At 47.7% G+C, this 25,285-nt stretch carries 26 protein-coding genes; 23 read left to right on the forward strand and 3 right to left on the reverse strand.

Features of this window, described 5'->3' with window-relative positions; all coding sequences use genetic code 11:
- Positions 1-43 precede the first annotated feature (43 nt).
- From REC12_RS24305 to REC12_RS24335, 7 genes are all read left to right on the forward strand, one after another.
- Complete coding sequence (locus REC12_RS24305) at positions 44-688, forward strand: DUF2953 domain-containing protein (RefSeq protein ID WP_308898691.1); 645 nt, start codon at positions 44-46, stop codon at positions 686-688.
- Between the two features lie 4 nt (positions 689-692).
- Entirely contained in the window at positions 693-1,127 is a 435-nt protein-coding gene (ytfJ, locus tag REC12_RS24310) for a GerW family sporulation protein (RefSeq protein WP_308898693.1), read from the forward strand.
- A 156-nt stretch (positions 1,128-1,283) separates the two neighbouring features.
- Complete coding sequence (locus tag REC12_RS24315) at positions 1,284-1,865, forward strand: nucleoside recognition domain-containing protein (protein ID WP_308898694.1); 582 nt, start codon at positions 1,284-1,286, stop codon at positions 1,863-1,865.
- Entirely contained in the window at positions 1,862-2,401 is a 540-nt protein-coding gene (locus REC12_RS24320; RefSeq protein ID WP_308898696.1) for a spore maturation protein, read from the forward strand. The genes REC12_RS24315 and REC12_RS24320 overlap by 4 nt, the downstream gene beginning before the upstream one ends.
- Positions 2,402-2,447: 46 nt before the next feature.
- The gene (locus REC12_RS24325; RefSeq protein WP_308898697.1) at positions 2,448-3,236 is read left to right on the forward strand and encodes a glycosyltransferase; all 789 of its coding nucleotides are present in this window, start codon (positions 2,448-2,450) and stop codon (positions 3,234-3,236) included.
- The gene (locus REC12_RS24330) at positions 3,221-4,624 is read left to right on the forward strand and encodes an ArnT family glycosyltransferase (protein ID WP_308898698.1); all 1,404 of its coding nucleotides are present in this window, start codon (positions 3,221-3,223) and stop codon (positions 4,622-4,624) included. Before REC12_RS24325 ends, REC12_RS24330 begins: the two co-directional genes overlap by 16 nt.
- A gap of 59 nt (positions 4,625-4,683) precedes the next feature.
- On the forward strand, positions 4,684-5,502 hold the full coding sequence (locus tag REC12_RS24335; protein WP_374214250.1) for a pseudouridine synthase: 819 nt from the start codon (positions 4,684-4,686) through the stop codon (positions 5,500-5,502).
- On the opposite strand, the gene REC12_RS24340 is transcribed toward REC12_RS24335, so the two are convergent.
- On the reverse strand, positions 5,499-6,014 hold the full coding sequence (locus tag REC12_RS24340) for a hypothetical protein (protein ID WP_308898699.1): 516 nt from the start codon (positions 6,012-6,014) through the stop codon (positions 5,499-5,501). The two genes, REC12_RS24335 and REC12_RS24340, sit on opposite strands and share 4 nt — an antisense overlap.
- 179 nt (positions 6,015-6,193) lie before the next feature.
- Between REC12_RS24340 and REC12_RS24345 the strand changes: the two genes are divergently transcribed.
- The 6 genes from REC12_RS24345 to REC12_RS24370 all read left to right on the forward strand — a co-directional run bounded on the left by REC12_RS24345 (position 6,194) and on the right by REC12_RS24370 (position 14,440).
- Entirely contained in the window at positions 6,194-6,658 is a 465-nt protein-coding gene (locus tag REC12_RS24345) for a hypothetical protein (protein ID WP_308898701.1), read from the forward strand.
- An 856-nt stretch (positions 6,659-7,514) separates the two neighbouring features.
- Positions 7,515-9,167, forward strand: coding sequence for an L-lactate permease (locus REC12_RS24350; RefSeq protein WP_308898703.1), 1,653 nt, complete (start codon positions 7,515-7,517; stop codon positions 9,165-9,167).
- 208 nt (positions 9,168-9,375) lie between these two features.
- Positions 9,376-10,764 (forward strand): FAD-binding oxidoreductase, encoded by a 1,389-nt coding sequence (locus tag REC12_RS24355; RefSeq protein ID WP_308898704.1) that lies wholly within the window; start codon positions 9,376-9,378, stop codon positions 10,762-10,764.
- Between the two features lie 2 nt (positions 10,765-10,766).
- Complete coding sequence (locus REC12_RS24360; RefSeq protein ID WP_308898705.1) at positions 10,767-12,056, forward strand: (Fe-S)-binding protein; 1,290 nt, start codon at positions 10,767-10,769, stop codon at positions 12,054-12,056.
- Between the two features lie 367 nt (positions 12,057-12,423).
- Positions 12,424-13,143 carry a FadR/GntR family transcriptional regulator gene (locus tag REC12_RS24365; protein WP_308898707.1) on the forward strand — a complete coding sequence of 240 codons (720 nt, stop codon included), beginning with the start codon at positions 12,424-12,426 and terminating at the stop codon, positions 13,141-13,143.
- Between the two features lie 226 nt (positions 13,144-13,369).
- Complete coding sequence (locus REC12_RS24370; protein ID WP_308898708.1) at positions 13,370-14,440, forward strand: 4Fe-4S binding protein; 1,071 nt, start codon at positions 13,370-13,372, stop codon at positions 14,438-14,440.
- Here the strand turns inward: REC12_RS24370 and REC12_RS24375 are convergent.
- Together REC12_RS24375 and REC12_RS24380 are read right to left on the reverse strand one after the other, a co-directional pair.
- Positions 14,399-15,289, reverse strand: a complete 891-nt coding sequence (locus REC12_RS24375; protein WP_308898709.1) for a phosphatase PAP2 family protein — start codon at positions 15,287-15,289, stop codon at positions 14,399-14,401. The two genes, REC12_RS24370 and REC12_RS24375, sit on opposite strands and share 42 nt — an antisense overlap.
- 15 nt (positions 15,290-15,304) lie before the next feature.
- Positions 15,305-15,574: a carboxymuconolactone decarboxylase family protein gene (locus REC12_RS24380; RefSeq protein ID WP_308898710.1), complete on the reverse strand. Its 270-nt coding sequence runs from the start codon at positions 15,572-15,574 to the stop codon at positions 15,305-15,307.
- 166 nt (positions 15,575-15,740) lie between these two features.
- Here REC12_RS24380 and REC12_RS24385 point away from each other — a divergent pair, with 166 nt between their 5' ends.
- The 10 genes from REC12_RS24385 (at position 15,741) to gdhA (ending at position 24,957) form a co-directional block, all read left to right on the forward strand.
- A complete protein-coding gene (locus tag REC12_RS24385; RefSeq protein WP_308898712.1) occupies positions 15,741-17,000 on the forward strand; it encodes a BaiN/RdsA family NAD(P)/FAD-dependent oxidoreductase in 1,260 nt (419 codons plus the stop codon).
- A 41-nt stretch (positions 17,001-17,041) separates the two neighbouring features.
- Positions 17,042-17,509 (forward strand): hypothetical protein, encoded by a 468-nt coding sequence (locus REC12_RS24390; RefSeq protein ID WP_308898714.1) that lies wholly within the window; start codon positions 17,042-17,044, stop codon positions 17,507-17,509.
- A gap of 128 nt (positions 17,510-17,637) precedes the next feature.
- Complete coding sequence (locus tag REC12_RS24395; protein ID WP_308898716.1) at positions 17,638-18,054, forward strand: HutP family protein; 417 nt, start codon at positions 17,638-17,640, stop codon at positions 18,052-18,054.
- A 13-nt stretch (positions 18,055-18,067) separates the two neighbouring features.
- Positions 18,068-18,433, forward strand: a complete 366-nt coding sequence (gene aroH / locus REC12_RS24400; RefSeq protein WP_308898718.1) for a chorismate mutase — start codon at positions 18,068-18,070, stop codon at positions 18,431-18,433.
- A gap of 351 nt (positions 18,434-18,784) precedes the next feature.
- The gene (gene aroF, locus REC12_RS24405; RefSeq protein ID WP_308898719.1) at positions 18,785-19,816 is read left to right on the forward strand and encodes a 3-deoxy-7-phosphoheptulonate synthase; all 1,032 of its coding nucleotides are present in this window, start codon (positions 18,785-18,787) and stop codon (positions 19,814-19,816) included.
- Complete coding sequence (locus tag REC12_RS24410) at positions 19,810-20,703, forward strand: prephenate dehydrogenase (protein WP_308898721.1); 894 nt, start codon at positions 19,810-19,812, stop codon at positions 20,701-20,703. The genes aroF and REC12_RS24410 overlap by 7 nt, the downstream gene beginning before the upstream one ends.
- Positions 20,704-20,808: 105 nt before the next feature.
- Complete coding sequence (gene aroA, locus REC12_RS24415) at positions 20,809-22,095, forward strand: 3-phosphoshikimate 1-carboxyvinyltransferase (RefSeq protein ID WP_308898722.1); 1,287 nt, start codon at positions 20,809-20,811, stop codon at positions 22,093-22,095.
- Positions 22,092-22,805: an AzlC family ABC transporter permease gene (locus REC12_RS24420; RefSeq protein WP_308898723.1), complete on the forward strand. Its 714-nt coding sequence runs from the start codon at positions 22,092-22,094 to the stop codon at positions 22,803-22,805. The genes aroA and REC12_RS24420 overlap by 4 nt, the downstream gene beginning before the upstream one ends.
- A gap of 46 nt (positions 22,806-22,851) precedes the next feature.
- Entirely contained in the window at positions 22,852-23,181 is a 330-nt protein-coding gene (locus REC12_RS24425) for a branched-chain amino acid transport AzlD family protein (RefSeq protein ID WP_308898726.1), read from the forward strand.
- A 438-nt stretch (positions 23,182-23,619) separates the two neighbouring features.
- Positions 23,620-24,957, forward strand: coding sequence for an NADP-specific glutamate dehydrogenase (gene gdhA / locus REC12_RS24430; RefSeq protein ID WP_308898727.1), 1,338 nt, complete (start codon positions 23,620-23,622; stop codon positions 24,955-24,957).
- Positions 24,958-25,285: the final 328 nt, after the last annotated feature.

The raw sequence follows: 25,285 nt of genomic DNA on the forward strand, positions 1-25,285 counted from the left end.
ATCATTTAATTTAGATGATAGTGGAACGTACGGAGGGGTTACTGTGCGAGTTTTAGCCTTTTTACTCGCGTTAACTATTCTTTTCCTTGTCAGCTTGGCAATAAAAGCGGAAGTGGATTTCCGCTATCGGCGAATTGAGGAAGAAGATCACCTGGAAATTGATTTTCGAGCGCTGCATGGGATTTGGCATACTCAATATCAGCTTCCGTCACTCCAACTGGAATGGGAAAAAGGGCCGCAAGTAGAGGTTGATCAAGTAGCTGAAGGAAAGGGAGGAGTTCGCAAAGCGAAATCGAACGTGCGTTTTCGCTATATCCGCAGAAGGTGGCTATACCGGCTCTGGCCCCATATACCGAATCATCTCCGTCACCTTACCTGGGTAAAAAGCGAATTTTATCGGGGCATACATTGCAAAGCTATAAGCTGGCGTGTGGAAATCGGTTATAAGGATGCGGCACAGACGGCTATCGCCGCCGGCGCTTTCTGGAGCATGTTTGGCTTTGCGCTCTCCCGGCTTTACAAACAAGTTATCGTGGAGGCTGACCGTCCTGAGCTGGTGGTTGTACCGCAATTTAAAAAAGAAGGCTTTTTGTGCGATATTCGATGCATATTCCAATTGAGAATCGGCCATATTATTTTTGTCGGATTTAATGTTGTCCGCATATTCAAACGGGGTAGAAGGGGGTAGCAACATGGGGAATCATCCGATAGAGTTGTTGATGAAGACAGCCATGGAAAGTATTCAACAAATTGTCGATGTAAACACTATTATTGGTGATCCGGTAGAAACTCATGACGGGTCCGTCATTATTCCAATATCACGAGTATCTTGCGGTTTTGCGGCAGGTGGCAGTGAATTTACCCCGCCTGATAACCAAAAAGAGCAAGGGAATTCCGGAGGGTCCGCTAACCCGCTGCCCTTTGGAGGAGGCGCAGGCGCGGGGGTATCCGTGCAGCCCGTAGGTTTTTTGGTGGTCGGGAACGGAGCGATCCGCCTGCTGCCCGTGGACAGCAATGTGGTTATTGACCGGATTTTGGACACGGTTCCGGACCTGATGGATAAACTGTCCGGAATGCTGCACAAAAAGAAGAGACCTTCGGACGAAATTATTTTGGCACGTGAATAAACAGCGGATTACAGAGATACATATTCGGCTGAAAACATTTAAGCGCCTTAAACCTAACGGGAAGGTTAGCTGATATAAAGAACAGTAAAAAGAACGAGTAAATTTCGTTCTTTTTTATTTATCCTGTTCATAGATTTTTGCAGAGGGGGACGGACGATGGTTAACCTCATCTGGCTTATAATGTTAGTGATTGGCATAGTTGTTTCCGCTCTCAACGGGCATATTGAGAGTGTTACGGTATCGGCTATGAAAGCAGCCGAATTAGGCGTGGAGGTTGCCATTGAGCTCATTGGGGTCATGAGTCTATGGTTAGGACTTATGAATTTGGCGGAAGAAGCAGGCCTTGTCAAAGGGATTGCCCGCCTCTTTGGCCCCGTTGTGCGCCGGCTATTTCCGACTTTAAAACCGGACAGTCCCGCCCTGGGAGCTATTATCATGAATTTGAGCGCTAATATCTTAGGTTTGGGGAATGCGGCGACTCCTTTTGGCCTCAAAGCAATGCAGGAACTGCAAAAAGAAAACCCTACCCCCGATGTGGCCAGCCCGGCTATGATAACCTTTCTGGCCTTAAATACCTCGTGTATAACCCTGATACCGGCAACGATTATCGGCGTAAGACTGAAAGCTAATTCGGCGAATCCAACTGAAATTATCGGGACAACCATTGTTGCCACCGGATGCGCTATGACAGCGGCAATTTTTGTGGACTACCTTATACGGCGGAGGAGAGCAAAATGAAGATAATAGCCGAGATTTCACGCTGGGCCATTCCGCTGCTGTTACTGCTCATTCCGCTTATCGCTTATGCGCGGAAAGTACCGGTATATGAGTCATTTGTAGCCGGGGCAGAGGAGGGATTTAAGACTGGCGTGCGCATACTTCCCTTTTTAATCGGAATGTTAGTGTCGATTCGAGTCTTTGTCGATTCCGGGGCTTTGGAAATACTAGCTCATTGGCTGCAGCCGTTTTTTGCTTTTCTGGGCTTGGATTCTCATATTGCGGCGATTATCCCTTTAGCTATAATGAGGCCGCTGAGTGGATCGGGAGCCCTTGGCGTGGCAACCCAACTGATCAATCAATACGGTCCCGATTCCTATATAGGGCGGTTAGCTTCTACTCTGCAAGGCAGTACGGATACGACCTTTTTTGTGCTGACAGTTTATTTTGGCTCAGTGGGTATAAAGAGGTATCGTTATGCCTTGAAATTAGGTTTATTAGCAGATTTTATCGGGCTGATTGTTTCAGTTTGGATTGTCACAAAAACGTTTTATTGATTTATTTCTGAGCATACTAACATTGCCGAAAGGAGGCATGGTTAGTATGCTTTATATCGTTTTGCCCGCATATAATGAAGCCGCTTCTTTACCCACTTTGCTCGAAACTATTGAAGGAGTCTGCGCGGATCTTCCCCATGTGATTGCAGTGGTTAATGACGGGAGCACAGACGCCACCTCTGAAGTTATTGAAAATTGTGCCGGGACTTATCCGGCGATTCACCAAGTAAAGCATAGGCAAAATCTTGGCCTTGGAGCCGCTCTTAACAGCGGTTTTCAGTATGTTTTAAATTACAGCTCTTCCCTGAGTTATGACCGGAATGGTTCGGCGGCGCCCGACATGGTTATAACTATGGATGCGGATAACACACAACCGCCCGACCATATCCCTTTGTTGTACCAGTCCATTTGTTCAGGAGCCGACCTTGTGATTGCCTCCAGATTTGTCGCCGGCGGAGAACAGCATGGGCTTTCCTTAGGGCGTAAAATGCTTTCCTGGGGAGCGGGAAAAGTTATGAGTTATTTTGTTCCCATCAGTGGTGTGCGCGATTATTCCTGCGGATACCGGGCTTACCGCCTTTCTTTACTGGCTGAAGGAACCCGGCAGTATGGTCCGGACATTATTCAAAGCCGCAATTTTTCGGGCATGGTTGAGCTGCTTTTGAAAATAGCGCCCTTGGCTGATACTGTGACAGAAATTCCTTTAAAACTTCACTATGAGTTAAAAAAGGGAGCCAGTAAGATGAAAGTTCTGGCTACAATTTGGGGCTATATTCAATTGATTTATCACATCAAACGTCAAAGGTGGAGTCCTGTCGAATGGGTCGAAGAGTAAGGCGGTGTTTATTAGGGCTGATTCTGCTGGCCGCTTTACTTGTTCGTCTAAAAGGGATCAACAATCCCTTGCTGGATGATCAAGCATGGCGACAAGCGGATACGGCAAGCATAGCTGTGCACATGCTTGGTCATCTCGCGGATTTCCCCAAAGTAATGCTGCCTCAGCTAAATTACGATGGAACTGTTCCTCAAAATGTCGAACTGGAGTTTCCAATGTTCCCCTATCTGCTGGCCTGGACCTGGAAACTGTTCGGATGGGGGGATATATGGGGACGCCTGTGGGCTGTGTTTTTAGCTCTCATGTCTCTGTGGGGAATTTATGATTTAGGACGGAACCTTTTTTCCGACAGAACCGGATTATTGGCCACAGCGCTTTATGCCTTGATGCCCTTGTCAATATATTATGGACGGGTAGTGATGCCGGAGCCTATGGCCCAAGCTTTGAGCATTTGGGCTCTGGCGCTTGTCTGGAGATGGAGGAAGTCAGAGAACAAACAAGGTGTCTGGAAAATTGGCCTGGTCATGGCAGGAGCTATTTTAGCCAAATTGCCACAATTGATGCTGTTCCCGGTAGCCTTGTGCCTGGCCTTCTATCCTTTCAAACCTAAACGGCTGGGTCAGTTCCTTGCTTACAGTTTGGTTGCAGTTAGTTTTCCTATGGTATACTATTTATGGGCTCATATGAATGTCAGCTCATCCGGTCAATTTGTGTCAGGAATCCTCACAAACCAAGTCGTGAACTCCGGGAATTTGGATTGGCATATATTGAGTAAAAATTTACAGCGAGGTTTGACAGATAGCGCAATCTTTCTGTCAGGGTTGGGTTTATTCAGAACGCTTTTGAATCGCTTTCCGGGACGGGCGGCTCTCTTAGTCTGGGTGGGAATTGCCTTGACTTATCTGGGGATTGTCTGCGTGCGAATCCCGCTGGATTATTATTTAGTCCCGCTTCTGCCCTTAGTGGCCTTGCTGGGGGCTTATGCCCTGGACGGCTGCGGGACCTGGCAAAATATCGCTTTAGTGGTGATGATCTTGATAGTTGTAAACCAAAACTGTTATAGTTACTTAAAACCAAAGTATCGCTGGAATCCGGAATATTTAACTCAGGCGGAATGGATCAAGGACCATACTCCATCGTCAAGTGTGCTTGTCTTAAGTGACCCTGCACCTATGACCTTTTACTATGCCCATCGCGTGGGTTTTCGTTTGACGGCAGTGCTTGAGGGGACGGATAAAGCATCTCCGGTCGGGGTACTGACACATTTTCCTGCGGATTATTTTGTCCGTCTGCCCCAAAGCCATCAGGATGAGCTCTTCTGGAAAAAGGTTCAGGCTGCTTACCCTGAGGTTGGACCGGGGGTTTTCAGCCTGAAGAAATCTAAGTAGTCTAAGCACTGAGTCTTGCCAAATTTGCAGAGGATAAAAGAGAAGGGGATTGAAGTTTTGTGGATGTTGAGCATAAAGACTTACATCAGGACTTAAATGAAGAATTCGCTGGAGAAACAGCAGAACGGCTGCAAAAAGTGCTGGCTCAAGCCGGAGTCGCCTCCCGCCGCCAAGTTGAACGCTTAATTGCAGAAGGGCGTGTGACAGTGAACGGTGAAAAAGTTTCCGTCATGGGAACTAAGGTGAGCTCCGGTGATGCTATTTGTGTAGACGGAGCTTTGATAGAGCGGTCGGATAAACTATATTATTACTTACTGAATAAGCCCGTTGGTGTTGTGACAACTGCCCGTGATCCTCAGGGACGCAGTACGGTTGTTGAGATTATGCAAGGTGTTCCTGCCAGGGTTTATCCGGTGGGCAGGCTGGATTTTGACACAGCGGGATTATTAGTTATGACCAATGATGGCGAATTAGCCCATCGCTTGATGCACCCCTCTTATGGAGTGGAGAAAACCTATCGGGTTTGGGTACACGGCCCGGTCGGAATTAATGCCCTCGAACAATTGCGGCAAGGGGTAAATCTCAGCGATGGAAAAACCGCTCCGGCCAAAGTTGTACGCCGAAGCGGTTTACAGCAACGCAGAACTGTAGCTGTGGATCAGAAGAGTGATTCTTTTGAAGTTTTAGAGGTGACGATTCACGAAGGGAAAAATCGTCAAGTTCGCAGGATGCTTGGCGCTGTCGGCTATCCGGTTGTTAAGCTCGAACGGATCGCTTTCGGCCCCTTGAATCAAGAAAGACAACTCCTGCCGGGAAATTACAGATCCCTGACAAAGGAGGAAGTTCAAAAGCTCCGTGCTTTGGTGGGCTTGACTTAATTATTAAGCGGATAAATGGGATGATTAATAGCTGTATTCCACTTCTCAATGTCTTTGCCGCCAAAGGCGCCTAAAGCATTGGCGACAGAATTCTGTTTATCGTTGCTGGTTGGCACGATAACTAACCAATGCCCCGTTCTCACCTCATGCTCATAATGCCGGGCCCGTTCTTCGGAGAGGCCGTAGGTCAGGAGGGCTTCCGTAAGTCCCCGTCCTTGTGGCTGATGCATGAGTTGAGCGGCCAGAGGTCCCGCGACGACTACTTGGCCCAGGTCAGGAACCTCAACGGGTGGGGCTTGAACAAGCCAGGCATTGAATTTGTCTAAATTTATTTCGCTGGGGTAGTAGGCCAGCTCGTTAGCGATTTCTTCTTTAAATTCCCCTTGATGCAGGTATTCAGCTCGAACCACAACAGAAATTTTACTGTTGGCCAGAGATTCTCCTTGAATTTCTTCGATGGCTTCTTTCGTTTGTTGAGGTCCTTTAAAAATTGCAACCACAGTTTTTCTCATGTCTTAATCTCCTTTGTCAGCATTCCCTAAAATAAGCTCCAAATTGGTGTTAGTATGTCCATAAACTACAAGCCTAAAGCAAAGTTGGCAGGAGAAAATCGTGCCTTTGGAGAATATTTTTCGGGAAGGAGATGAGAAGGCTGGAAGGCTTAAAAATAGAAACGGAGAGAGTGGGAGACATGAAAATTCGGATTGGAGATGAACTCCTCACGGAACATGTCCGTGTGAAGATTCGTCTGGATTATCGCGGTGAAGCGCGAAGTGGCCGCTTTTTTTTCGGAGGTAAAAGTAAAGAGCAAGTGGCGGAATTAACCCGGGAACAACAAGTAGCGGTGTTGCGCAACGTTCCCTTGCAAGGAATTATGATTGAAGATGTGGACTTGAGCTTAGATGTTTATACGGTAAGTCAAAGAGAGGGAAAACGAAGCCATGAGTGGTCCTATGCTCCGATTGTTTTGACGCTGAGAGTGGAAAATCTTGACGATTTGCTTCCCCTGCTAATTAAACCGGAATTTCGTAAAATTGAATTTCTCAGCCCTGAAAATATTTCCCTCCACCGTTTGGACATGGAGCGGCTGCTCTTCCGCTTGAGCCAATCCTTCCAGCAAGAGCTAAAGTCATTGGAGCAAAAGTATTTGCGTTAAATTACAACTATTAAATGCTTGGAATAAAACAGTGGGGAACGGGTTCATCATCCTCACTGTTTTTGCTTAGGGAATCGAAACTAATTGGAGATAAGACAGGGGGTTATTGCATAAATTATTAAATAATTTATTCGCAATAGCAAAAACATATTGAAATTTTTTCAATATTGGATTAACATAAGACTAAGTGGTCAGACAGCAGGTTAGACTTACTTGAAGAGTGAAACACAGTTTCAAATCATTGCCTTTGATTAGGGTGTTTGAACAAAATTCCCGGATCTAAGGGGCAAATTTGCGGGAGGTGGTCTATGAACAGCGACAATACGCTGAGAAATCTTCAAAGATGAATGATTCAAGCGGGTTTTTTAGCGGAAGGAAAGGAAGACCATAAACTATTTAGGTATACTTGCAGGCTTTGGCTTATCCTGGTAGATAGAAACCTTACGCATACATTTAACAATCTGCAGAACTTAGAAAGCTATATCGCAATCTTAGACAAACATAATGTTTTTTTTCACAATTAAAGGCTAACGTTGGAAGATTCTTGCCTTGAAAAGACAAAAAGCCCGTAAATAAAGGCTTTTTCGTGTTTTGCCGTTGCCTTTAAGTGAGTGTATTATTAAAAAATAGCGATAATTGTGAAACAAAGAATTATATTGGCATATTGAAATTTTCTTTTACTGGGGTTACTATATTAGGAGACGGGCGGATGGTCTGATGGCCAAACTGTCAGTTTATTTTCACTTCATTAAACTATATTAAACTATACAGAAAAGGAGGTTCTGAGAGAAACTGAATAAGTAGCCAGCGAATTGGAAACGCTCTAGACATACTTATTGAAAGGTGGAATTATGAAATGCCATGGACACAGAATTATGCCGCCCTAGGGAATAGCATACCGTTGACCGCGCTTGCCGTGTCGCTGCCAATTTTTTATTTGTTCTGGGCACTCGCTATTAAGCGAATGAAGGGGCATATTGCCGGTGTGACGACGCTCTTATTTACAATTATTGATGTGATGATCGTCTATAAAATGCCTTTTGAACTCGCAATTTCTTCCAGTATTTTAGGGATTTTAAATGGTATATTCCCAATCGCCTGGATTATTGTTGCTGCTGTTTTCTTATACAACTTAACAGTAGAAGCCGGTCAATTCGATATTATTAAAAGTTCTATCGCTTCCTTGTCCGATGACCGCCGACTTCAAGCCCTGTTAATTGCCTTCTCCTTCGGTGCCTTCTTAGAAGGGGTTGCCGGCTTTGGTACTCCGGTTGCTATCACCGCTTCCATCTTGATTGGCTTAGGTTTTGAACCGCTTTATGCAGCAGGAATTTGCTTAGTTGCCAATACGGCACCTGTAGCATTCGGAGCAATCGGTGCTCCTATCGTAGCGGCTGCCGCTGCTTCCGGAGTTCCGGCCGACACCATTGCTGCCGCAATCGGACGTCAGCTGCCGTTCCTCTCGGTATTTGTTCCTCTGTATTTGGTCGTTATCATGGCTGGTTGGAAAAATGTTAAAGAAGTACTGCCAGGAATTATCTGCTCCGGTGTCACCTTTGCTATCGCGCAATGGTGGTCTTCCAACTACTTGGGAGCTATGCTGCCGGACGTTATCGCTTCAATTTTCTCCCTCCTTTGCACAGCTATTCTGCTTAAAGTCTGGAAACCTAAAAATATCTGGCGTTTCCCGCACGAGCATGGACAGAAGGTTGAGCAATATAAGAAATATAGCGGCGGTCAAATTCTCAAAGCTTGGTCTCCGTTTATTGTTCTGACTGTTCTGGTTGGACTCTGGGGAACCAACTCCTTCAAAGGCTATGTTACCAGTCAACTCAAATGGTTTGTCAACATTCCGCACTGGCCCGGCTTAGACGGTTTGGTTTATAAAGCGGCTCCGATTGTTGCCAAACCAACCTTGTATGCTGCCAGCTATAAATGGGATTTCTTCCTCTTCACTGGGACAGTTATCTTAATCAGTTCTATTATCAGCATGTTCATTCTGCGCATCAGCCCGGCGAGAGTTGGCAAGGTTGCCGGTACTACCCTTAAGAGCCTCATTTATCCGTGTATCACAATTGGTTCGGTGCTTGGCTTTGCCTATATTGCCAACTACTCCGGTCTTTCTTACACTCTTGGCTTATTCTTCTCTCTGACCGGAAAAGCGTTCCCCTTCTTTGCCCCGGTCTTAGGATGGTTGGGCGTGTTCCTGACAGGTTCCGATACTTCGGCCAACGCGCTCTTCGGCCAATTACAAAACGTTACGGCTACCCAGCTTCACCTCAACCCGGTTCTGACAGTTGCTGCCAACAGTTCCGGTGGTGTCGTAGGAAAAATGATCTCTCCGCAATCCATCGCAGTTGCAGCTGCAGCTACAGGCTTAATCGGCAGAGAGTCAGACCTTTTCCGCTTTACAATTAAACACTCTTTGATCATGTTGCTCATCATTTGCTGCATTACCTTGATTCAAGCCTACCTCGTGCCTGGCATGATTCCTGTCCTCATGCACTAATGGTGTGTAATTGAAACTTAAATAAAAAATAGCGGGAAGCGGTCATTTATTAACCCTTCCCGCCATTTTTTTGATTCCTAAATATTACATAAATTCTCATATTGAAATTTCTCTACAATCGGATTATTATAAGAGTAGAGCAAAAACGATTATTTTATAGATTATGTGGTCTGACAATCAGACAAACAACAAAGGGGGATACAATAAAATGTTAGCTCGTGAAGTCTTAGAGGAACTCGTGCAAGTGCTCGGTCGTGAAAATGTTCTTACAGAGCAGGAAGACTTACTGACCTATTCATACGACGCAACTGCGGCGATGAAACACCAAAAGCCGGATGTTGTGGTTTCGCCCCTTTCCACCGAACAGGTTGCCGAGGTCGTCAAAATTGCCCAGCGCTACCAAGTGCCAATCTATCCGCGTGGATCAGGAACGAATCTCAGCGGGGGAACTATTCCTGTGCAAGGCGGCATTGTTCTCTCTATGCTTAACCTTAATAAGATCTTAGAAATGGATCAGGACAATTTAACCGCGACGGTTCAGCCCGGTGTGATTATTCAGGAGCTTAACGACGAAGCAGCCAAACATGGCTTGATTTATCCTCCCGATCCCGGAACAGTGACCACAGCCACCATGGGTGGTTCGGTGTCGGAATGTTCGGGCGGTTTACGGGGTTTAAAATATGGAGTTACCAAACACTATATCATGGGCTTAACGATTGTTTTGGCCAACGGCAAGATTATTCGCTGGGGCGGCAAAACGGTTAAAAATGTTACAGGCTATGATTTGGTGGCACTTTTCACAGGGGCGGAAGGAACCTTAGGAATTATCACGGAAATGATCGTTAAACTAATCCCGGCTCCCGAGACGAGAAAAAGCGTCTTAGGCGTCTTTGATAACCTTGACAAAGCAGGCAATGCTATTGCTGCCATCATCCGCAACAAGGTGATTCCGGCGACTCTGGAGATCATGGACAAGGTAACGATTCAAACCGTGGAACACTTTGTTCATGCAGGTCTGCCGCTTAATGCCGAAGCTGTACTTTTGTGCGAAGTAGATGGCTATAAGGAAGTTGTCGAGCGTGAGTCCGTGTTGGTGGAACGAATTCTCCAAGAAGAAGGTGCGGTGGAAGTAAAGGTAGCCAAGAACGATCAGGAACGTGATCTTTTATGGCTGGCCCGACGCAGTGCCCTTCCTGCTCTGGCCCAGAAACGGCCAACGACAGTTCTGGAAGACGCCACGGTTCCCCGCAGCAAAATCCCTGATATGCTGAAAATCATCCGTAAAATAGCGGACAAGCATAACCTGCAGATTGCTACCTTTGGCCATGCCGGAGATGGAAATCTTCATCCTACAATTTTAACCGATGAGCGGGACCAGGATGAAATGCAACGGGTTCATCTCGCTGTCGATGAAATTTTCCAAGGCGCTATTGCCTTGGGCGGAACTCTTTCCGGTGAACATGGTATTGGCATTGCTAAAATGGGCTTTTTAGGATTGGAATTTGGAGAAGCCGGTGTAGAGGTTTTGAAACACATTAAAGAAGCCTTGGATCCCAACTATATGTTGAACCCTGGCAAAATCGTGAGGAGGGACTAATCGTGTCCGTATACGATACTTTGGATTCGATTACCGAAGAACTCCATAAATGCATGAAATGTGGCAACTGTCAGGCTGTTTGCCCAATTTATAAGGAAACGCGCAGAGAGGTTGGCGTCGCGCGGGGGAAAATCAGTTTAGCTGAGCTGATTCTCTCAGGTGAAGCGGAAATGACCGAAGGAATGGCCGAGCGTTTCTCCCTCTGTACCACTTGCATGGCCTGTAATAATAACTGTCCTTGTGGAGTCCGGTTTGATAAAATCATTTTAGCGGCCCGAGCAGAAGCGGTTCGCAAAAAGGGATTGCATCCCGTGAAAAAGATCGCTTTTACGGCTTTAAAAATGCAGAGGCTTTTCGATTTTGGCATGAAAACGGGCAGCGTTTTTCAGGGCGTAGCCTTAAAGCATCTGCCGCATAAAAGTGACCGGGTGGCGCGCATGCGCTTTGACATTGGGATCGGGACGGAAAAAGTCTTTCCGATGTTAGCCAAACATCCCTTACGTTCAGAGTTGCCTGAAGTGATACAGGTTAAAAACCCCAAAATGCGGGTGGCCTTTTTTACCGGCTGTATGATTAACTATTTTTACACCGATATCGGTAAAGCAGTCGTTGATGTTTTGACAGAAAACGATATCGAAGTGATTATCCCGCGTGGACAAGGCTGCTGCGGAATTCCCGCTTCCGTCAATGGTGATGTCGTATCGGCGCGTGCTTTAGCCCGACGCAACCTGCGCGCCTTTGAGAAAAAAGGGGCTGACGCTCTGGTAGTGGCTTGTTCTTCGGGTGGGACGGCTTGGAAGCATGTTTTTCAAGAGCTGCTGGAGAATGATCCGGAATTTAGTGCCCTTGCTAAGAAGTGGTCCGAAAAATCCTATGATATTTCCGAATTCTTAATTCACAAAGTGCCCTTTAAAAAAGAAGGCTTAGGTCGAGTTAACCGGAAAGTAACCTATCATGATCCCTGTCATTTAAATCGCGGCCAAGGAATTAATAAAGAGCCCCGTGAAATTCTGAAGAGTATTCCCGGGGTGGAACTAATCGAAATGAAAGAACCGGGCCGCTGCTGTGGAATGGCTGGATCTTTCAGCCTTGTTCACCCGGATCTCTCGGTTCAAATATCCGATCGCAAAACGGCCGACATTGCGCAAACGAAGACGGATACGGTGGCAACCGGCTGCCCTGCCTGTCGTCTGCAGTTACAGAGCGGGGTAGAAAATGCAGGGCTTCAGGAGCAGGTTATGCATACGGTTCAGATTTTGGCCGAGTCTTACCGGGCAGGTAAGAAGGGCTGAAACAGTAATTGCGATAATTAATGCTGCTGAGCGCTGAAGAAATTTGACTTGAGCCGGGCTGGCGGGAGCAGAAGCTGTTAGCCGGCCCGGCTCAGAAAGTGGAGAGCGTGAGCTCTGCTTTCTGGCCCCAAAGATCTATTCGTCAGCTGCGCCACTTCGCGGCGGGTATGTCTGACAGTAGGGATTAGATGGAAGCACTGTTTGTGTTTCCATCTTTTATCTTATACTGCTTCTTTATCAGAAATGAAAATTATGGATTTTGCTTTAGACACGTGCTAAACTGAAAAAGTATGATAAAATATATTCTATATAATATAATGACTTTTTTGACATTTTGGAGGAGAAACCTTTACAAGGAGTGACTAGGGTGATATTAAAACCCATAAAAACTCAGAAGATTTATGAACAGATTGTTGATCAAATTGGCCAGTTAGTCATAGATGGACATTTAAAACCTGGCGATCGCTTACCGTCGGAGCGAGAATTAGTCGATCGTTTTCAAGTTAGCCGTTCATCAATACGCGAAGCTGTCAGCGCCTTGGAGCTAATGGGCCTGATAGAAGTCCGCTCAGGTGAAGGCATGTACATTAGGCAAGTAAACGTCGACTCGGTGGTAGCCCCTTTAGCTTGGATGTTGTTCATTGAAAAAGACTCGGATATGGAACTTTATGAGGCCCGGAAGATTCTTGAGGTTCAGGCGGCAGGGCTGGCAGCGGAGAGGGCGGCCGAAGACGAGGTTCTGGAAATGTACAAATACCTGGAGCTGATGCGTATGGACCTCGCTTTAGAGCGAACCGGAGAAGAGGCCGACCATAACTTTCATTACTCTATCGCTAAGGCTACCCACAACAAAATCCTGATTCGGCTGATGAATACGATTTCCGATACGATGCGTATCACCTTGAAGACGAGCCGTGATAAGCTTGCCGTGGATAAAAATAAGCCGCAGAGATTATACGATGAGCATTTTGCAATTTATGACGCGATTAAAACTCACGATGTGGAGAATGCTCAAAAATTAATGCTGGATCATTTGGTTGGCGTGGAGAGTGAGTTGGCAAAAGATTTGCTTCGTAATTATAAATAGAAGAGGCGGAAACACTATGAAGGTGTTTCCCGCCTTTTTTAGTCAAGACAATTACCTCTGCTTTTTAAAAAGATAAGTTGTCGGAAATGAGGCGGCCCACTTCGCAACCTGTCTGTCAGTTAATAATTGTAAGGCAATGTTTTCATGCTGGCCGGGCCTTCTTTGCTTGTACGTCAAAGAAGAGCAGCCGACGTTATGAAAAGGATAGAAGAGTGAGGGTCTAATTATGACATGTCAAATGGTGTACCATAATGGAAATTGCCTGAATACCAAAAAACCATATGCCAATAGCTGTCGCTTGTGCCTCGATATCTGCCCCTATCAGGCAATCTCGGACTATCATCAGATTGATGTCCGGAAGTGTTCCGAATGTGGCGCCTGCATGGCCGTCTGCCCAAGTGACGGCTTTGTGGATGTCATGATTGATAAGTTTCAGGACTATCTGGCTGAGACTGAGGAGATCCTGCTGAATTGCCCCCAAGCAGTTCCTTCAGGCTTTGAAATTCCCTGTCTCGGCATGTTTGATAGAGATAGCTGGACTTCGTTAATGCTTTGGGCCAAGAAAAAGCCGGTAACGATTGTTACAGGCGTTTGCGCAGACTGTGGAGATCGTGCGGCCTGCGCCGCAAGCGTACAGGCTTTCAAGCAAGTGCATTCGTCCTGGCCGGGTCATGGGGAAGTCCGTATCCAAGTGCGTCCGGATGCAGGTCTTGCTGCTGAAAGCAAGACGGCTAATCCCCAGGTTCCTAAACCGGCTGTTCAGGGTAGCGGAAACTGGCGGCAAAAAGGCTTGAAAAAAGTTGAGGAATGGCTGCCTAACTTGACGGCCGATCAGGCTTATTCCCTGCCTAAAAGCCGCCAGGGACTGATGAACGTCCTGGAAAAATATCCGGAGGAGAAGGTACCCTTCCCCGCTTTGGTCGTCACAGATTTATGTACGAATTGTGGAGTTTGTGCGGCAATTTGCCCGCAGGATGCTCTGCAAAAAACAGAGGAATGGGATTCTGACCCCAAGGCCAAAGAGTCGGCGCAAGAAGATAGAATCAGCTCATTGCAACTTATTCTTGAGCCTCAGAAATGCGTGCACTGTAATCGCTGCGTGGAAGTTTGCCGGATTCAAGCGTTATCTATGGAGACCAAAATGTTAAGCCGTCGCTTTCTGGCGGGTAAAGTGCTGATTCACGAAGGCAGCCCTTTATACTGCAAACAATGCGGGAAACGCATTTTTGACAATTCCGAGTTATGCTTGGTTTGTTCAACGAGTGACCCCCAAGGAAGAAGTTCTTTCTTTCTGTAAAGGTTTTTCCCACTTAAAACGGCGAAAAATATAAGGTGCGCCCAGGGAGGTCCACAATCCCCCCAAAGCGAGCAGGGGAAGGTAAGTCCAGGGATAAAGACGGTTAAGGGGATGCCAAAGCCAGACCCAGAGTCCTAAGATGCCGAGACCTAAAAGCGTTTTGAGAGCGGAGGGGACAAAGGCCGTGCGTTCCCGGTAATCGAGATAATAATCCTCTAAAAAATGGCCGCAGGTGAAGCCTATAACAAAACCTACCATTTGGAACCCTTGATGGGTGTGGTAAATGAGCAGAAATAATAAGGGCAGTGTAAGGGAAAAGCCAAGCTTTAAAAACAGCGGGGCTTGAAGTCTTAACAAGCGCTCGTCCAGACGCTGAAAGCTGAAGACCATCAAGCCTCCGATGAGATACCCGCCTAAGACATCGCCAGGCCAGTGAACGCCTAAATAGAGTCTGGAAAAACCAATGCCCAGAATCATGAAGGCTCCGATTCCCAGCCAGCGCTTTTGAGAGCGCCAGCGCTTCCAAACATAAGGATAAAAGGTAGCAGCACCTTGACTGTGTCCGCTGGGAAAAGAGTTTCCCGTGGCGGAAGAAAGATAGAGGGAACGAATACCTGGCTGGCCAATGGGGCGCGGTGTGGCCCAGAGATCTTTAAGCACAGCGTTAAAGGCCATGGAGGTCAGGAAAAGGGTGGCGAGTCGAAAGCCGAAGCGTTTGTCAATATTCCAATAGAGAAGTGTAATGAGAAAAATGTAAGTCGGTTCACTGCCTAAAAAGCTTAAAAGAATAAAAAACCGATCGCTAAGCGGAGTATGGATCGCCTGAATGCTTTGATAGAAGGCTAGCATGAAGGCCGCGCCAACTTACGCATGGTGACAGCCACAGCCGCAATGAGCACTATGTTCATGAGTGTTTTTCTTGGGTTCACGCAAAAGCTGCTCTGCTAAATGGGTTGCGTGCGTGATAGGCTGCTGTTGAATTGTCGAGGCCAAACTGATGACCTCCTGAATTTCATCTGAACTAAGGCCCATTTCTAAGGCTTCCGTGATGGCCACTCGCAGTGAGGCCAGGGCATTGCAGGCTACGGCTGCTGATATTTGGGCTAGGGCGGTTGTCCGTGGGTCAAGACTCATGGAATCATTCCTCCTGAAATTAAAGTTCGGGTTAAGTTTAGTTTGTTAGGGTTAATTTTAGCATACCTGAGTTTTAAGGGCAAAAATCCAAACCTCCGGGACAGTGAAGATAGTTCCCGGTTAATAAAAATCTTAGCGGTTCAGGCTAAAAAGAAAGGAATAAAGGATGAAAGACTATCAGGTGATTGTCGTTGGCGGCGGAGCAGCCGGCATGATGGCGGCAGGGCAGGCGGCCCAGAGAGGCAAGAGGGTGTTGCTGCTGGAAAAAAAGGAACGCTTAGGCAGAAAAATTGCGATTTCGGGTAAGGGCCGCTGCAACATAACCAATGAAGAGCATGTCTCGGATTTTATCCGCAATTATCCGGGCAACGGGCGCTTTTTGCATGGTATCTTGCGGGAATTTGACAATGTCGCTTTGCGGGAATTCCTGGCTCATTACGGAGTAGAGACAAAGGTTGAACGAGGCGGGCGTGTTTTTCCCGTTTCCGATGACGCTGAAACGGTGGTTGAAACGTTGCTCGCTTATCTGGCGGAAAGGGGAGTTACGATACTCAGCGGGATTACAGTGGAAGAAATTCTGGTTGAAGATGGGAGAGTAACAGGAGTACAAGGACTCGGGCAAAGGCGGTTTTTCGCTCCGGCTGTGATTATCTGCACGGGAGGTGCCTCCTATCCGGCTACGGGTTCAACGGGAGATGGCTTCCGCTTTGCCCGCAAGCTGGGGCACAAAGTGATTACGCCCCGACCCGCTTTAGTCCCCCTGAAAACGGCTGAAGCCTGGGTCAAAGAAGTACAGGGGCTGTCCTTGAGAAATGTTGAAGCCTCATTGTGGATCGGCGGTAAGAAAAAAGTTGCGGAGTTTGGGGAGATGCTCTTTACGCATTTCGGAGTATCCGGTCCGATTATTTTAACCTTGAGCCGTCAGGCGGGGGAAGCCCTGCGCAAGGGTGAGCCGGTAAAACTGGAGCTTAATTTAAAGCCGGCGCTTTCCTCTGAGCAGTTAGATGCCCGAATCCAAAGGGATTTTCAGAAATACAGCAATAAGCAATTTAAAAACGCCCTGGACGACCTTCTTCCCCAGAGCCTGATTCCGGTGCTGATCCGCTTAAGCGGGATTAACCCGGATGGAGTTGTGCACCAGATCAGCCGCGAAGAACGGAAAGGTTTAACCGCCCTGCTGCAAGGGCTGCCCCTGACGATAACGGATACTCTCTCCCTGGAGGCGGCCATCGTCACTGCCGGAGGAGTTGATGTCAAAGAGATCAATCCCAAGACAATGGCTTCCAAATGCGTTAAAGGCTTGTATTGGGCCGGGGAAGTCGTGGATGTCGATGGCATAACCGGCGGGTATAATTTGCAGGCCGCTTTTGCCATGGGTTTCCGGGCGGGACGCGCCGCAGCCGGGGAGGAGTTTTCACAGGTCTGAGAGTGCAGCTTTGTGCATAAACTCTTTCCGAGGTGGTGTTTGTGCGTCGAAGAGTTGGTTTAGTAGAATGGCTTTGGCACAGTGTGCAACAGGGAGAGCGCCGGGTTATTCGGGTCATGGTTTTGGCTTCAGTAATCCTTGTGGTTATGCAGCTTAGTGTCGTGCGCGATCCTCTGCAATTTTACATGTCCGTGGCCTCAAAAGTGGAATCTCCTCCTCTTGACTTGCCTTCCTTGGCCGTGAATGAGTCCGCTGTTTGGCAGCTGACCTTAAAAGCAGTCCCTGCGGCTCAGATACGGGTTCTTCAAAATGGCAACGTCCTGGCAACTTTAAATAAAGGGGAGCAGCGCGTCCTTGTTCATAGCGGTCAAATTCAATTGGATGGTACCAATGTCTCCCAGACCATAACGGTGCAGGTTATTAAAAATGATCAGCGCCTGGCGGAGCCGCGGCAAACTCAAATAGCGGTTCCGGCGGGGACTGTTCAGGCCTTTACAGTTAGCCCCTAATGTTGCAAATTAAGAAGCGGAGGACTATAATTCAATCATCCGAAGAGTTTGCTCTTCAAGAGAAGGAGGGTAGAATGGTAGGAATTGGCAATAATTACAGGCAGTGATGGGGAAAGGAAGAACGGTTGATGGCACAAAGCAAAAAAATAGCTCTCGCAGCTTTGAAAATGGCAATGACCGAGAGCAGGGAAGAAGAAGCTCATTTAAAAGAGGCTTATCAAAGACAAGGCGTTAAAACAGCTGCTGTGGATTATGGCGGAGAGTATATCAATTCTGTACGTAAGATTGTTGAGCGGGCGATCGTGGCGGCCAAACGCGAAGGGGCTATCCACGAGACGCATGGAGATGAGGGTGCGGTAGCAGGTGCGACACGCGAAGCCTTGAGCCAAATTATGAATAAAGCTATGGGGTTAAACATCGGTGGTAAAATCGGAATTGCACGTCAGGATGACCATTTGAGTGTTGCCGTCTTTTTTGGTATCGGATTACTGCATTTAGACGAAGTGGCCGTAGGATTGGGACATCGCGTGGCTCCCAAAGAATGAAGGGGGAACCTGTATGGTACGTGGAATTCGGGGTGCAACGACCGTAAGTTGCAATGATGCGGGAGAAATTCAGGCAGCGACGAAAGAGCTCCTGCAAGCGATCCTTGTTGAAAATAATTTAAGCACTGAAGACTTGGTCAGCGCGATTTTTACAGTGACATCGGACCTGAACGCGGATTTTCCGGCTTCAAGTGCCCGGGCCATCGGCTGGCAGCTGGTTCCGTTACTGTGTGCCACGGAGATACCGGTGCCCGGTTCTCTGCCGCGTTGTATCCGCGTTTTGATTCAGGCCAACAGTACGTGTACGCAGAAAGAAATCCGGCATGTTTTTTTGCGGGAGGCGGCGGGCTTGCGCAAAGATCTTTTGGAAACCATTTGATTTTTATTGTCAGGGGGTTGTAAAGACAGCCTTCCTTGTGGTAAGATAGTTTCAATTTATACCTTTAAGGACCAATGGTTGGCTTTGTTCGGCAAAGCCTGTGCAGGATGGTGTGTTCCTAAAATTGTGGTTGGTAATATGTTAATAAAGTCATTGTAGGATAGTAGGACGGGGGCAATAATGAGATGAAGGCACCCTCTATTAGGGGTGTTTTTTTATAGCTTTACAAGGGGGGAGAGATTAAAACTTTAAGCGCGGGGAATTTCTAAACAGGCAGGCAAGTCTTTAATTAGTAGAATGGCGGAAAAACGGTTATACAATAAAGTAGTATGGTTGAAAGGGGTAGGAAACATGATTATTGTGATAAAAAAAGGTGCTTTGCCGGAGCAGATTGATGAGGTTTCCACACGCTTAGTGGAGGAAGGGTTCAAAGTGCATCTTTCTCAAGGCGTGGAAAAAACTATTGTCGGCGCAGTTGGAGACCGGACTCGGATCAAGGCCCTTGATTTAGAAGCATTGCCCTGGGTAGAAAAAGTGGTGCCCATTCTGGCGCCCTATAAATTGGTTAGCCGTGAATTTCACCCGGCAGACAGCATTATTCAAGTTGGAGGGCAGGAAATCGGCGGTGACAGGGTTCATATGATGGCAGGCCCCTGTGCCGTGGAAAGTAAAGCCCAGATCCTGGAAACGGCTCATGCGGTACGTGAAGCCGGGGCGACATTTTTGCGCGGGGGAGCGTTCAAACCACGTACCTCCCCATATTCTTTTCAGGGCTTAGAGGAAGAGGGCTTGCGCTATCTGGCTGATGCCCGGGAAGAAACCGGACTTATGGTTGTCACGGAGGTTATCGACGCCCGGGATGTTTCCCTCGTAGCCCACTATGCGGATATTCTGCAAATCGGCGCCCGGAATATGCAGAACTTTATTCTGCTCAAAGAAGCGGCTAAGTCCGGAAAGCCCGTCCTTCTCAAACGCGGGCCCTCCGCGACCCTGGAAGAGTGGATGATGGCGGCGGAGTATATTATGGATGGCGGAAACTACCAAGTCATGTTTTGTGAACGGGGAATCCGCACCTTTGAAAGTTATACGCGCAACACCCTTGATTTAAGTATGGTGCCTGCCCTGCATGCTCTCTCGCACCTGCCGGTCATTGTTGACCCCAGCCACGGTACCGGCCGGTGGCAGTTGGTCCATCCCATGGCCAAAGCCGCCCTGGCGGCCGGAGCCGACGGCCTGATCGTCGAAGTTCATCCCCAGCCGGAAAAGGCCGTCTCAGATGGCAAGCAGTCATTGACACCTGAGAAGTTTAAGGTAATGATGGACGATCTGACAGGTTTAAGCCAAGCTCTGGGCCGTCCTTTTGGGGATGTGAGTTTGTGTTAGAACATCCTGTTCAGAGTTTGACAGCGGGATGGTCAGGTCTTCGGGTGCCGAAGGCCTGCATCTTTGGTTTGGGGCTGATTGGCGGGTCTTGGGCAGGCGCCTTGCACCACCTCGGCTGGGAGGTTACAGCCATTGATCCCGATGAAGCGAGTCTTAGAGAAGGAATACGACGAGGCTGGATTCAGGAAGGCCGGCCGGATGTCCCGGATTCTTTAGATGTTGATCTTGTCATTTTAGCCTCTCCTCTGCACGAATTAATCAAAGGTTTTGCCCCTTGGCTTAAGAGGCTTCCCCCAGGGGCCATCATCACGGATGTAGGAAGCATTAAGGCTGAAGTTTGTCGTCAATGGCAGGAAAACTGTTTAACCTCAGACGTTTATTTTGTTGGCGGCCATCCCATGTCAGGCTCGGAACAGTCAGGATTTTTAGCGGCGGATCAAAACCTTTTTCGCGGTTATCCCTATGTTCTGACCCCTGCGGCGGATTGTCCGGAATTGGTTATTCAAAAACTTGTTGAACTTCTGCAAAGCTTAGGGGCTATTGTCGAGTTCCGGGAACCTTTGGTTCACGACCGGGAGGTTGCTTTAGTTAGCCATATCCCCCATATCCTGGCGGTTACCTTATCTTTAGCCGCCCAGGATGCCTCGCAAAACGGAGAATCCGTACTGTCTTTAGCCGGAAGGAGTTTCAGGGACCTGACCCGAATTGCCGACAGTTCGCCTGAGATGTGGAAAGAAATCATGGTCAGGAATTCCGCGGCGATCCTCGAAGGACTGACAATGTGGGAGAAGAGAATTCAGGAGTTTCGAGAATATCTGGAAATTGGGGAGGGAGAAAAAATCGCCGAGGGATTTAGAATAGCCCACTCGATTCGCGACGGTCTCTGATCAGGATAGTCGTTACCCTGTATTGCGCAGTTAAGATTTAAGCTGCACTTATTTTAACGGAATAGGGGATTTATGGTATGATACAAGGGATAAGGAGGAATGCCAATGGAAGGCGTCTATATCAAGCCCGTAGCCGGCGTCAGGGGAGAAATCAGAGTTCCCGGAGATAAATCCATCTCTCACCGGGCCGCGCTTTTTGGGGGCATGGCTAAGGGAGAAACTCAGATTACGAACTTTCTCTTAGGTCAAGACTGTTTGAGCACGCTTCGCTGTTTACAACAGCTTGGGGTTGCCTGGGATCGGCAGGGGAATGAGGTTTGGCTGCAAGGGCAAGGGATGGGAGCTTGGCAGGAGCCGACGGATGTTTTAGATGCGGGGAATTCGGGGACGACCTTCAGGCTGATGCTTGGCGTGTTGGCGGGTTGTCCCTTTTCTGTTACTCTGAGCGGAGATGCCTCTTTGCGTTCCCGCCCCATGAAACGTGTCACTGATCCTTTAAAGCAAATGGGTGCTGCTATTCTGGGACGGTCGGGCGGTAACTTAGCGCCCATAACCATGTCAGGCGGGAAACTTCAAGGGAGAGCGTTTCGCACGGAAGTCGCTTCAGCGCAAGTAAAATCTGCGCTGCTTTTAGCAGGGTTGCGGGCGGAGGGAGAAACCAGTGTTCAGGAACCTGCTTTATCCCGGGATCACACTGAACGGATGCTCAAAGGGTTTGGCGTTGAGGTTCAGTGCGCTGAAACTTTCGTGAAAATTCAAGGGGGCGGGCAGCTCAGCGGGCAAAAAGTTTCCGTTCCCGGTGATATTTCTTCAGCCGCCTTTTTCCTCGTTTTGGGCAGCTTAGCGAAACGGGGTGAGATACTTTTGCCCGAGGTGGGAATTAACCCGACACGAACGGGGATTCTCGATGTTTTGCGGACTATGGGAGCGGATATCCAGCTTTTAGAGAGCTCTGAACTATGCGGTGAACCACGGGCAACGTTGCGAGTTCAGCCCTCTAAGCTAAAAGGTATTGAAATAAGCGGCGCAATGATCCCGCGTTTAATTGATGAAATTCCAATTTTAGCTTTGGCGGCAAGTTTTGCCGAAGGGGAAACCGTGATTCGGGACGCGGCGGAATTGCGGGTAAAAGAAACTGACCGCATTCGAACAGTGGCTGAAGGGTTAAAGGCTCTGGGAGCACAGGTTGAGGAACTTCCCGACGGACTGAGAATTTTCGGCCAACCAAGTTTGCAAGGCGGTAAGGCCAGCAGTTTCGGAGATCATCGTTTAGCTATGACCTGGGCGGTCGCGGGTATGCTGTCGAAAGAAGGGGTCAGCGTGGAAAATATGTCTGCAGCGGATGTTTCCTATCCGGAATTCCTGGAGGTTATAAGGAAGGCAGCGGTATGAGCATTGCGAATCGAGCAGATAGCGATCCCAACAAAGGTTTTGCCTATGGGCTGCGCCAATCCTTGAGTATCGCAATCGGCTATGCTCCGGTTGCAGTGACCTTTGGCATCCTGGCAACTCAATTTGGCATCAGCGTTTGGCAAGCAGGACTGATGTCCTGTTTCGTATTTGCCGGCGCCTCCCAGTTTATTGCTATTGAAATGATTCACCAAGGGGCAACCGCTTGGATGATAGGCCTGACAACCTTAATCGTGAATATCCGTCACGTTCTCATGAGTTTATCGGTTGTGCATTTTTTCCCGGAAAGAAGTCTTCCTTGGTCCTTAGGGCTGGCCCAAGGATTGACCGATGAAACCTTTGTCCTTAATTCCAGGGTTCTCAAAGAAGTGGTTGGAGAAGAACAGCGGCGCCGGATTATGTTGGGCATTAATTCGGGTGCCTTTGCTTCCTGGGTTATTTTTACAATCTTAGGCGGTCTGATCGGGAAGTGGCTGCCCGTTCAATTTTCCGGTTTTCAATTTGCCCTTCTGGGGCTCTTTATTATCCTGACCGCTTCCTCCTTGTCGAAAAAAAATCTCATGACCTATCTGCTCGCAGGTTTTTTAGCGCTTGTTTTCAAATTGCTCCTGCCGGGAAAAATCTATCTTATCCTGAGTGTAGCCCTTGCGGCTGGGATTGGGGCTTTATGGGAAGGGCGAAAGGATACATAAAGAATTATGAGTGAGGAATTTTCTATTTAGGCGGGAGAGGAGAATTATGTCCATTCAGTTCGTTGCCACCATTCTTTTAATGACATTAGTCACATATGGCTCGCGGGTTTTACCGTTTCTGTTATTTAAGGGCAAGAATGTGCAAGGTTTTGCCCGAAACTTTATTGAGCTTGTTCCAATCGCCTTGCTGGCAGCTTTAGTTATCCCGGAGTTAGTAACTCCAGGTGGATCGATTATGCTTAGCCGCAATCCCTATTTATGGACAGGAATTTTAACCTTCCTGTTTGCCCGCCGGGTTCCCAATCTTTTTCTGGGAATTCTCTTTGGCATGATTGTTTTTTGGGGAATGGATAAGCTATTGCTTTTAATACATTAAACAAAATCAGAACAATGATGGAGTTGTAATGAAAAAGAAAAACACTACCTAAGAAAACCGCTGTAAATCGTCAGATTCAGCGGTTTTTCGCTGTATCAGGAGGAAAATGAAGCAGTTAGTCCCCAACGGGGCGAATGCCGCCCTAAAAGAAGATGCACAGTATCCGGCAAGCGGCAGCACATCGGTTGCTGGAAAGCACACTTGGTTTATAATAAATTGTCTGGTAACAAGAAAACTTATTGTTCCGGACGTAGTAAAGGCATTATTAATAGAGTATAATGTATACAATATACTAGTTAAAATATTTGGATTATTGTGAACCGGCCTAAATATACTTATTGCCTAATTATAGGAGGGCAGACATTGCGACAGAAAAAGCAGAAAGGTTGAAAGTACAAGCATTGGTGATGGGGTCATAAAAGTTAAGGAGATGTTTTAATGTCGTACGTACAAGAAGTATTCGAAACTGTCAAAAGGCGTAACCCAGGGGAACTTGAGTTCCACCAAGCCGTGGCCGAAGTTTTGGAGTCATTGGAGCCGGTCATTGATAAACATCCGGAATATCGTGAGTTCCGCTTGTTGGATCGGATCGTTGAACCGGAAAGGCAGATAATTTTTCGAGTTCCCTGGGAAGATGATCTCGGCAATATTCATGTTAACCGGGGATTCAGGGTTCAGTTTAACAGCGCAATCGGGCCTTATAAAGGCGGGCTGAGATTTCACCCTTCCGTTAATTTGGGAATTATCAAATTTTTGGGGTTTGAGCAGATTTTCAAGAATTCTTTGACGGGTTTGCCCATTGGCGGGGGCAAGGGTGGTTCGGACTTTGATCCTAAAGGTAAATCCGATAGGGAGATCATGCGCTTTTGTCAGAGCTTCATGAGTGAATTGGCTCAGCATATTGGTCCGGATGTTGACGTACCGGCCGGAGATATTGGGGTGGGCGGACGAGAAATCGGTTTCTTGTACGGTCAGTATAAGCGGCTTAAGAATGCCACCGAAGCGGGAGTCTTGACCGGAAAGGGAATTCCTTTCGGCGGCTCACTTGCGCGGACTGAAGCGACCGGATATGGAACGGTTTATTTTTTAAACGAGATGTTGACAGACAAAGGTCTGGAGTTGAAAGGAAAAACTGTCGTTATATCCGGCTCAGGCAATGTATCCTTGTATGCCTGTAAAAAATGCCAGGAATATGGGGCTAAAGTAGTTGCCATGTCCGATTCCAACGGTTATATCTATGACAAAAACGGGATTGACTTAAACTTGATGATACGGCTGAAGGAAATAGAGCGCAAAAGAATTAAAGAATACAAGAACTACCATCCGGAGGCTGAGTATAGTGAAAACTGCAGGGCTATCTGGTCTGTTAAGTGTGATTTGGCACTGCCCTGTGCTACCCAAAATGAACTGAATGAGCAAGAAGCGGCGGTCCTCATTGAAAATGGGGTGATTGCAGTAGCCGAGGGTGCCAATATGCCTTCTACGGCCGAAGCCGCAAAATTATTTCAAGCGCACAAGGTCATGTTCGGTCCCGCCAAGGCGGCTAATGCAGGAGGAGTTGCGACCTCAGCCTTGGAGATGTCGCAAAATAGCATGAGATACTCTTGGACCTTTGCGGAAGTCGATCAAAAGCTTCATCAGATCATGGCCAATATCTATACAATGAGCAAAAATGCTGCCCAAGAATTTGGCCTGGAAGGCAATCTGATTGCCGGTGCCAATATAGCCGGTTTCCAGAAAGTTGCCGCGGCGATGATGGCTCTGGGTATTTATTAGACCTTGGTTTGAAGGTAGCGGCATATGGTCTCAGTAAGGTCGGTGCAGTCAAAGACAGATTAAGTCGTTATGTCGTTATATAGAATAAGACGTTATAAGGAATGGAAAAGGGGCTGTCTTTAAATTGATAGCCCCGCTTTGACTTATAAAATAGATCCTTTGGGTCGGGCAGCATCACCCACATCGCTCACTCAACATTCCGTGGCTCGCCCACTCGCTTGCGAGGGAGCTCCGCCAAACCTCAGGGTAATACCTGAGGTGAACCAATGGCTCCGCTTCCCCTCGCAACCTTGTGAGCTTTACCGCCTCTCCATGAAATGAGTTCACT

Origin of the sequence: Candidatus Desulfosporosinus nitrosoreducens (genome assembly GCF_030954495.1) — a bacterium.
GTDB lineage: Bacteria > Bacillota > Desulfitobacteriia > Desulfitobacteriales > Desulfitobacteriaceae > Desulfosporosinus > Desulfosporosinus nitrosoreducens.

Coding starts and splice junctions, on each gene's coding strand:
- REC12_RS24385 (WP_308898712.1), top strand. CDS start 15,741: ATGAAAGACTATCAGGTGATTGTCGTTGGCGGCGGAGCAGCCGGCATG.
- REC12_RS24315 (WP_308898694.1), top strand. CDS start 1,284: ATGGTTAACCTCATCTGGCTTATAATGTTAGTGATTGGCATAGTTGTT.
- REC12_RS24375 (WP_308898709.1), bottom strand. CDS start 15,289: ATGCTAGCCTTCTATCAAAGCATTCAGGCGATCCATACTCCGCTTAGC.
- gdhA (WP_308898727.1), top strand. CDS start 23,620: ATGTCGTACGTACAAGAAGTATTCGAAACTGTCAAAAGGCGTAACCCA.
- REC12_RS24380 (WP_308898710.1), bottom strand. CDS start 15,574: ATGAGTCTTGACCCACGGACAACCGCCCTAGCCCAAATATCAGCAGCC.
- aroF (WP_308898719.1), top strand. CDS start 18,785: ATGATTATTGTGATAAAAAAAGGTGCTTTGCCGGAGCAGATTGATGAG.
- aroA (WP_308898722.1), top strand. CDS start 20,809: ATGGAAGGCGTCTATATCAAGCCCGTAGCCGGCGTCAGGGGAGAAATC.
- REC12_RS24340 (WP_308898699.1), bottom strand. CDS start 6,014: ATGAGAAAAACTGTGGTTGCAATTTTTAAAGGACCTCAACAAACGAAA.
- REC12_RS24350 (WP_308898703.1), top strand. CDS start 7,515: ATGCCATGGACACAGAATTATGCCGCCCTAGGGAATAGCATACCGTTG.
- REC12_RS24330 (WP_308898698.1), top strand. CDS start 3,221: ATGGGTCGAAGAGTAAGGCGGTGTTTATTAGGGCTGATTCTGCTGGCC.
- REC12_RS24355 (WP_308898704.1), top strand. CDS start 9,376: ATGTTAGCTCGTGAAGTCTTAGAGGAACTCGTGCAAGTGCTCGGTCGT.
- REC12_RS24370 (WP_308898708.1), top strand. CDS start 13,370: ATGACATGTCAAATGGTGTACCATAATGGAAATTGCCTGAATACCAAA.
- aroH (WP_308898718.1), top strand. CDS start 18,068: ATGGTACGTGGAATTCGGGGTGCAACGACCGTAAGTTGCAATGATGCG.
- ytfJ (WP_308898693.1), top strand. CDS start 693: ATGGGGAATCATCCGATAGAGTTGTTGATGAAGACAGCCATGGAAAGT.
- REC12_RS24325 (WP_308898697.1), top strand. CDS start 2,448: ATGCTTTATATCGTTTTGCCCGCATATAATGAAGCCGCTTCTTTACCC.
- REC12_RS24395 (WP_308898716.1), top strand. CDS start 17,638: ATGGCACAAAGCAAAAAAATAGCTCTCGCAGCTTTGAAAATGGCAATG.
- REC12_RS24425 (WP_308898726.1), top strand. CDS start 22,852: ATGTCCATTCAGTTCGTTGCCACCATTCTTTTAATGACATTAGTCACA.
- REC12_RS24420 (WP_308898723.1), top strand. CDS start 22,092: ATGAGCATTGCGAATCGAGCAGATAGCGATCCCAACAAAGGTTTTGCC.
- REC12_RS24345 (WP_308898701.1), top strand. CDS start 6,194: ATGAAAATTCGGATTGGAGATGAACTCCTCACGGAACATGTCCGTGTG.
- REC12_RS24320 (WP_308898696.1), top strand. CDS start 1,862: ATGAAGATAATAGCCGAGATTTCACGCTGGGCCATTCCGCTGCTGTTA.